We start from the raw sequence: 465 nt of genomic DNA, 5'->3' as shown, positions 1-465 counted from the left end.
TTGGTCGCCGTGGCGTCGTGGACGATGCCGAAGTCGATCAGGTACACGAAGTCACGCGGGGTCACCAGGGTGTTGGACGGCTTGATGTCACGGTGCACCAGGCCCGCGGCGTGCGCGGCATCCAACGCAGCAGCCAACTGCTCGATGATGTGCACCGCTCGCTGGGGAGGCATCGGGCCGTCGCGGTGCAGCAGGGCGCCGACGTCGGTGCCCTCGACGATCGGCATCACCAGATACAGCCGGCCATCAATCTCGCCGGTGTCATAGATCGGGATGATGTGCGGCTCGCTTAGCCGCGCCGCGGTGTAGGCCTCGCGGCGGAACCGTTGCTCATAGCCTGGCTCATTGGCCAGCTGCGGCGGCAGCACCTTGATCGCGACATCGCGGTCGATCTCGGTATCCCGGGCCCGATACACGGTGCCCATAGCACCCTGACCGATCACCGAGATCAGCCGATATCGCCCG

The 465-nt window shown here is 66.0% G+C and carries 1 protein-coding gene; it reads right to left on the bottom strand.

The features are described 5' to 3' along the window. The coding region (locus BST27_RS30830; RefSeq protein WP_139805525.1) for a serine/threonine-protein kinase at window positions 1-465 on the bottom strand (465 nt) is incomplete at both ends.

This window comes from Mycobacterium intermedium, assembly GCF_002086275.1.
Classification (GTDB): domain Bacteria; phylum Actinomycetota; class Actinomycetes; order Mycobacteriales; family Mycobacteriaceae; genus Mycobacterium; species Mycobacterium intermedium.
The sequence above is the reverse complement of the archived record's forward strand: the minus strand, read 5'-3'. Positions and strand labels throughout refer to the sequence as shown.